Here is a 6,322-nt window from a genome sequence, read left to right as displayed (position 1 = left end):
TACAGGTTTTATAAGACCTGCAGATACTTTTTGCATTATGGAACTGTTAAAAACCAGGGTATAATATAGATATGGATTGTATGCGGATTGTAAAAGTTGTAGTTCCCAATTATTTCTTGGTATGGTATAATAGTGTACTCCTGAATAGATGTCGGCCGCTGGTTGTAGTTCCCAATTATTTCTTGGTATGGTATAATAGGGAGCAAGCCAGTGCTTGCCCCGCAATAGTTGTAGTTCCCAATTATTTCTTGGTATGGTATAATGATAATCGTATATCGGCCGGACTGACACAGTTGTAGTTCCCAATTATTTCTTGGTATGGTATAATCAGAAACGGCTGAATTCCCTTGGGCATGATGTTGTAGTTCCCAATTATTTCTTGGTATGGTATAATATCGCTTGCTGTATCAATCGCCTGCTTTCCGTTGTAGTTCCCAATTATTTCTTGGTATGGTATAATCAATAATTAAAGATATAAGGGAATGGAGCGTTGTAGTTCCCAATTATTTCTTGGTATGGTATAATGAAGTGGCTTGATACCAATGAAAGCGCACTGTTGTAGTTCCCAATTATTTCTTGGTATGGTATAATTGTCCCCTGCATCGTGGCTGATGATTTGACGTTGTAGTTCCCAATTATTTCTTGGTATGGTATAATCTTATATGTATTAATAACCACATTATACCAGTTGTAGTTCCCAATTATTTCTTGGTATGGTATAATCAATGCATAATTAAACGCATCTTCCTCAGGTTGTAGTTCCCAATTATTTCTTGGTATGGTATAATAACATCTGATTAAACAGGTTATGGAGATTAGTTGTAGTTCCCAATTATTTCTTGGTATGGTATAATTATAAACCATAGGAGGTAGCGTTGTGGAAGGTTGTAGTTCCCAATTATTTCTTGGTATGGTATAATAGGGAACAGAAATCCCGCATAACTTCAACAGTTATACGGGATTTTTCCATTTAAAAAATTCCATTTAAAAAACTTAAAATTCTTTTTTTAATATAAGATATTTCACCCTTTTTCTAAAAAATATTCAATAACTCTACTGACTCTCCCGTATCATCAAAAGTTTTTTCTCCTACCAATATACGTATAGATTCATATTGTTTCTCTGTTATTGTTAACAAACGCACAGAGCCTTTCGACGGAAGATTTAAATTTAATCTGGCCTCGTGTTTTTCTACCGCATCTGTTCCATTGCAAATTCTGGTGTATACTGAAAACTGCATCATATGATACCCATCTTTCAACAAAAAACTCCGAAATTTGGCGGCTGCTTTCCTTTCTTTTGCAGTCACTACTGGCAAATCAAAAAATACTATCATTCTCATAAATTTATTCATAACTGTGTTCCTGCAACCGCATCAGTTCCGGTAAATTTAACGTTTCACATTTTTCTTGCAATGCACTGCTATAACTTACTACCATACTATCTATACAGTTGTTCAGAATTCGTTTTTCTCCTTTTATCAACATTTCATAGTTTACAACTCCGTACAACCCACGTTTGATTTCCGGAGTTAATACACATTCTGTCTGGGAAATATCAAATTTTAAAGCCACATACAAATCAACAATCGGGCGGAATGGTTCAATAACATCATCTGCCAGATTAAAGCTATTCAATTCACTTCGATGAAATATTCCAATGGACGGCTCCATCCCATAACATACAATACTACGCGCTATCATACCTCTTAGGATAGCATACCCATAATTTAAGGCAGCATTGATAATATGGTCATCTCCTCTGGTAAAATTCATACCATACAGTTTTCGGAAATAGAAAGATGCCGCTTTTGCCTCAACATGTGTTTTATCGCCTGACTGAACTTCCCTGCACATTCTCCGAAGTTCCCCTGCCCCCTCTTTTTTGCTGAATTCCAGGCATAGAGATTGATTCATAATTTTTTGTATAATAATTTGCTGCCACAATCGCTTCTGCAACGGCTTTCCAGCCTCCATCTGGCATTTCAGAATCTTATAATGACGGCTATGTCTTACCATAGGAAGCAGCACTCCATTCGGCAAATGTTTCTCATTACAAACATACAATGCAATTCCCAGGTCTGCAAATTTCTGAAGCATATAGGCGGAAACTGTCACAGCTTGATTTTCTATCAAAACAGAATTAATATCTTCTAAGGGAATTTTGACTTCTGTTCCACTTTCAATCACCAACTGCTGATTCTCTATGTGTAATTTCCGATTTCCCTCAATTTTAATATTACGATATCCCATCTATCCTTCCTTTTCTGAAAATTTTTTACAATCTTTTATCTCATTGTAGAATTATCTAATGCAAAATAATGACTGTTCACTGAATTACAATATTATTAATCCTTGCTTCTTTTCTCGAATACAGCAGTTCTCCAAAATCCTTCCATAAGGGATTTAATGAAATCCCATACGTTTTTCACATTTTACTTCTGACACATTCCCCAGAATATCCACCTGATATTTTTTATATACTTAAGCTTCTGAATTCCTAGACCATCATATTCAAAGCTTCCATCATGGGCTTGTCCATTAAAACTTGCAGTTGATATGTTAGCCCCATAGTAATAAACAATCTCCTCATTAATAACTTTTGATGTCCCGTCCACGCATGCTACCTTCTTTCCATTCTTAGATTTAAAAGAAATCAAATCTCTGGAATACAGGCTAAACAGAAAATCTTTATCCTCCATCTCTTTCCATTGTTGAAAAGGTTTCCCTACGGTTACAGCCTTCATCGGCAGCCTTTTCTTCACCACATCTGCAATATAAACGGGCACAAAATAATACTTTTCGTCCACACAAAACACATCTACACGAACCATAGAACCATTGGCATTTGCAGCGATTCCTTCTCCTGAATTCACAGGCACGCCCAATGTCAGCTTATCGTAGGTCTTAACCTTCCGAACCAAATTTCCTTTGCTGCCGTCTGCTTTCGGTTTATAAAATGGTTCTTCAAAAGCTTTTTTCGCATCCCCGCTGTGCAATAAAAGCTGCTTTTTCAAAGCCTGATACAGTAGTTTATCACTTTCTGGATTATAATAATTTGCAATTTCTCCTGTCTTTTTATCCAGTTTCAGATCTGTGAGGGCTGTTTTTGTCAATACACAGCCTGTTTTCGGATAATCTCTCGGACTTCGCACCGTATCGGCATGGGCTGCACCTGTCACCTTCCGGTTAGGCATTCTGGATACAAAAATAGGACGAATGATATTTTCTTCATAGTACCACTCCGGATAATCCAGGCTTCTGGCAACGTCAGCATGGGTTTCAATAAAACCTCTGGGATCCTCTCCCATCCGAATCTCCAGCTCTTTTGTAAAATAATCCCAAGGACGTGGAACATGTACGCCAAATTCCTCATCCCACTGTTCCTTTGTAAAGTCATCTCTGGAAATCAGTTCACCCGTTTCCACATCTACCGCCACATATTTCCTGGTATACTGCAATTCCCGCCCTTGAATGTTTCTGGAAATCTTCTGTATCATGCCATCGGTACAGCAGGCAATCACCACTGCATCTCTTGCATGATGAGTGTCAATGGAACGATCCTTTGCGGACAATCCCCAGCGTTTTCGGAGATAGGCCGTGATAGCGCCATTTACTGCAAATACCTGCTTTTTCTTTTCAGGACGGCTATAAGGCGCAAGTTCCAAATTCTCACGAATCATATTATACACCACACGAGTAATATACTTGGTGTCATTCAAATTCCTCTCGCGAAACTCTTTTTGTTCCTCCACCGTAAATTCCCGTTTTAATAAGTTCTGCTGTTTCCGATAATCTCTTACCAGTGAACTAACCCGTCCTTCGAATTCCTTCCAACGCTTTGGCTCGCTCTCTCCAAAATACTCATAGGGAATCCGGTTTCCTTTTTGGCGGTTTTCTTCTGCAGTCACCAGTACTTTATTACGGTAACTGTCATCAAAAGTAATGCTGTAAGGAAGAATATGATCAATATCATAATCTCCTGTAAATAATTTTTGCAATGGAATTTTCTTTCCGGAGTAAAGACAATATCCATCTTGATCCTGCCACAGACGGTATTTCAAAATATCCTTCCCGGACGGCGAAATAACTCCCCACTCCTGAATTTCCTTTTTTGCTTTCTCATTCTCTGACTGCCGATCTTTCATCTGCGACGCCATCTTTTTGCGTTCTTCAAAGTTTTTAGCCATCTCACGAGCTAATTCTATATTGATTGCCTGAGGGCTTCCATATTTCTGAATAATGGCATTTATTACTTTCACCGTTTGGGCTACGGAACGTTTCACCACTGGATTTGTGATTTCATTGATGATATCCGTAATCTCTTTTCCTTTTAACAACTTTGATTTCTCAGCTCTCTCATTGCCTTTAAAATTATATCCGGCCTTATCGCATGCTTTATCATAAGTAAGCCCTTCCTTAAGATACGGCATCAGCTTTCTCATAGCCTTCAGTGATACATGCTGAAATCCTTTCGGGGTTAACTCCAATAATTTCTCAATAGTCTCCGAATCCAGATTCAGTTTCTCTAATTCCCGGGTACGGGTATCGTCGTTTTTATATAAAGTGAGCGCTGTGCCAACCTCATCCAGAAGATCACTCTGTTCCTGCCGGGACATTTTTTCCAGGATAGCACCCATTCTTTTTTTATATTCATGATACCAGCGCAATTCAGCAAATTTAGTTTTTTCCGACTCCTTTATTCTTTCTTCGTCATTAAGTTCCGCTTTCTTCTTACTGCTGTAATTTAAGGTATTAAATTTGTACTTTGATTCAAGTCCCAGAGCTTTACGGACATCAGCATATTTTACTTCTTTTTTCTTATACAGCAAGTCTATCAATTTCTGACGTTCTTCTTCTGTTAAATTCCTGCCGGAGCCGTCCTGCTCTATAATCCGAATATGACTGATTTTTTGCAAAGCCACAAACATTTCCGAAGAATACGCTGCCTTGGCTCCTCTTGGTTCCTGATTTTCTTTCGGCTCTAAGGCGCATAACCCTACTCTGTCTCCAAACCCTTCCATCGCATAAGGACTTGCCGTTCCGTCCGGCTGCCGTCCGGGGCCCATGTCAAAAGAACGCTGGCTTGTCATAATAGAGAGATAATTATCTTCCAATTCTTCCGTTGCTTTCTGATTTCCAAACTCTCTCTGATAATTGAAAATAATCCGAACTTCCTCTTCTAACATTTTCCGGTATATGGTATGCTTATAGTCTCCCTGCTTGTTACGGGGCGTCAGAATATATCCTCTCTCATTCCAAGAACATGCTGTTTTAAATTTTTCATCTTTACATATCATTTCACCCACAGTCCGGTAGCCATGTTCTTCCATCAATTTTTTATTTTCTTCTGTCGCTGACAGGACTGCTCCTGTCTCCTTGTCCTTCAGCTCCGCCTTTCTGGTGGAACGAAATCCTCTGTGCTTTGCAATGTGCAGCAATATCTGTGCAAATTCTTCGTCCTTTAATTTCCGTTCCAGCGCTTCATACCGTAACTGATAAACATCCGGCAATCCGGCTGAATGATACCGCTCCATAAATTTATCCATCTGGATCATATCGCTTTCCTGCAGAAGCCATTTAATTCGCTCCAGCCGATGCTTTCTGCGGCGCAGCCTTCTCCTTGCAGTTCTTGCGTTTCTTCTCGGTTCTGCCAGGGCTGCTCCTGTTTTTGGCACTTCTGCCGCTTCAAATAGCCTTACCCCTAAATCAACAATCCGAATAGGTTCATCTTTACTATTGTTTTCCAATACTGCCCATCCAACCGATGCAATTCCTATATCCAATCCTATTCTGTAATTCAACGCCATACCTTTCCCCTTTCTGATAAAATCATCCTGCGCTTCATACAAGCCTCAAACGCAGTTCGAATGCTCCCTTCCTTCCTGATGCAAACAACCTGTACGGAATGCATGCTGCAAAATCATTGCCTTTCCAGCCATGTGCAGATAAAAGATAATCCCATTCCGAAGAATGGGATTAGAGCTTTTTGGTATTCTACCTTATTGTAGTAACCACATTATCTCTTGGTATGATATAATGTATTATTATTATAACTCTTTTGTCCCATTTTGTAAATATTTGGCAAAAATATTTTATCAATAATTTCAACATTCTACAGGCATAGACAAATCTTCCCTGACACGAACTACCAGAAAGGTCGGGAATTTGACAGTTGAATAAAGCCAAACATCCTTCAGGCCTTATAAAGCCTGTATTTTTTTGTCAAATTTTACCTATATATATTGCGTGATTTTACGTGATGTGTTAAAATATAAAGAGATTGGAGTTGTTTCTTATGCGTTTAAAGGTTTCCCGTTCAA

The 6,322-nt window shown here is 38.8% G+C and carries 3 protein-coding genes and 1 CRISPR repeat array; all 3 genes read right to left on the bottom strand.

Annotated features, from left to right (window positions below; genetic code table 11):
• Positions 1-95: 95 nt before the first annotated feature.
• Positions 96-920: direct repeats of the CRISPR family, unit length 36 nt; unit sequence GTTGTAGTTCCCAATTATTTCTTGGTATGGTATAAT.
• Positions 921-1,033: 113 nt separating this feature from the next.
• Positions 1,034-1,354 carry a CRISPR-associated endonuclease Cas2 gene (cas2, locus tag E5329_RS27850; protein WP_135992402.1) on the bottom strand — a complete coding sequence of 107 codons (321 nt, stop codon included), beginning with the start codon at positions 1,352-1,354 and terminating at the stop codon, positions 1,034-1,036.
• The gene (gene cas1 / locus E5329_RS27845; RefSeq protein ID WP_135992401.1) at positions 1,347-2,252 is read right to left on the bottom strand and encodes a type II CRISPR-associated endonuclease Cas1; all 906 of its coding nucleotides are present in this window, start codon (positions 2,250-2,252) and stop codon (positions 1,347-1,349) included. The genes cas2 and cas1 overlap by 8 nt, the downstream gene beginning before the upstream one ends.
• Before the next feature lie 182 nt (positions 2,253-2,434).
• Positions 2,435-5,809 (bottom strand): type II CRISPR RNA-guided endonuclease Cas9, encoded by a 3,375-nt coding sequence (cas9, locus tag E5329_RS27840; RefSeq protein ID WP_168356806.1) that lies wholly within the window; start codon positions 5,807-5,809, stop codon positions 2,435-2,437.
• Positions 5,810-6,322: the final 513 nt, after the last annotated feature.

It is taken from the genome of Petralouisia muris (assembly GCF_004793545.1).
Lineage (GTDB): Bacteria > Bacillota > Clostridia > Lachnospirales > Lachnospiraceae > Petralouisia > Petralouisia muris.
Note: the sequence above shows the minus strand (reverse complement) of the source record. Positions and strands in the feature narration are given on the sequence as shown.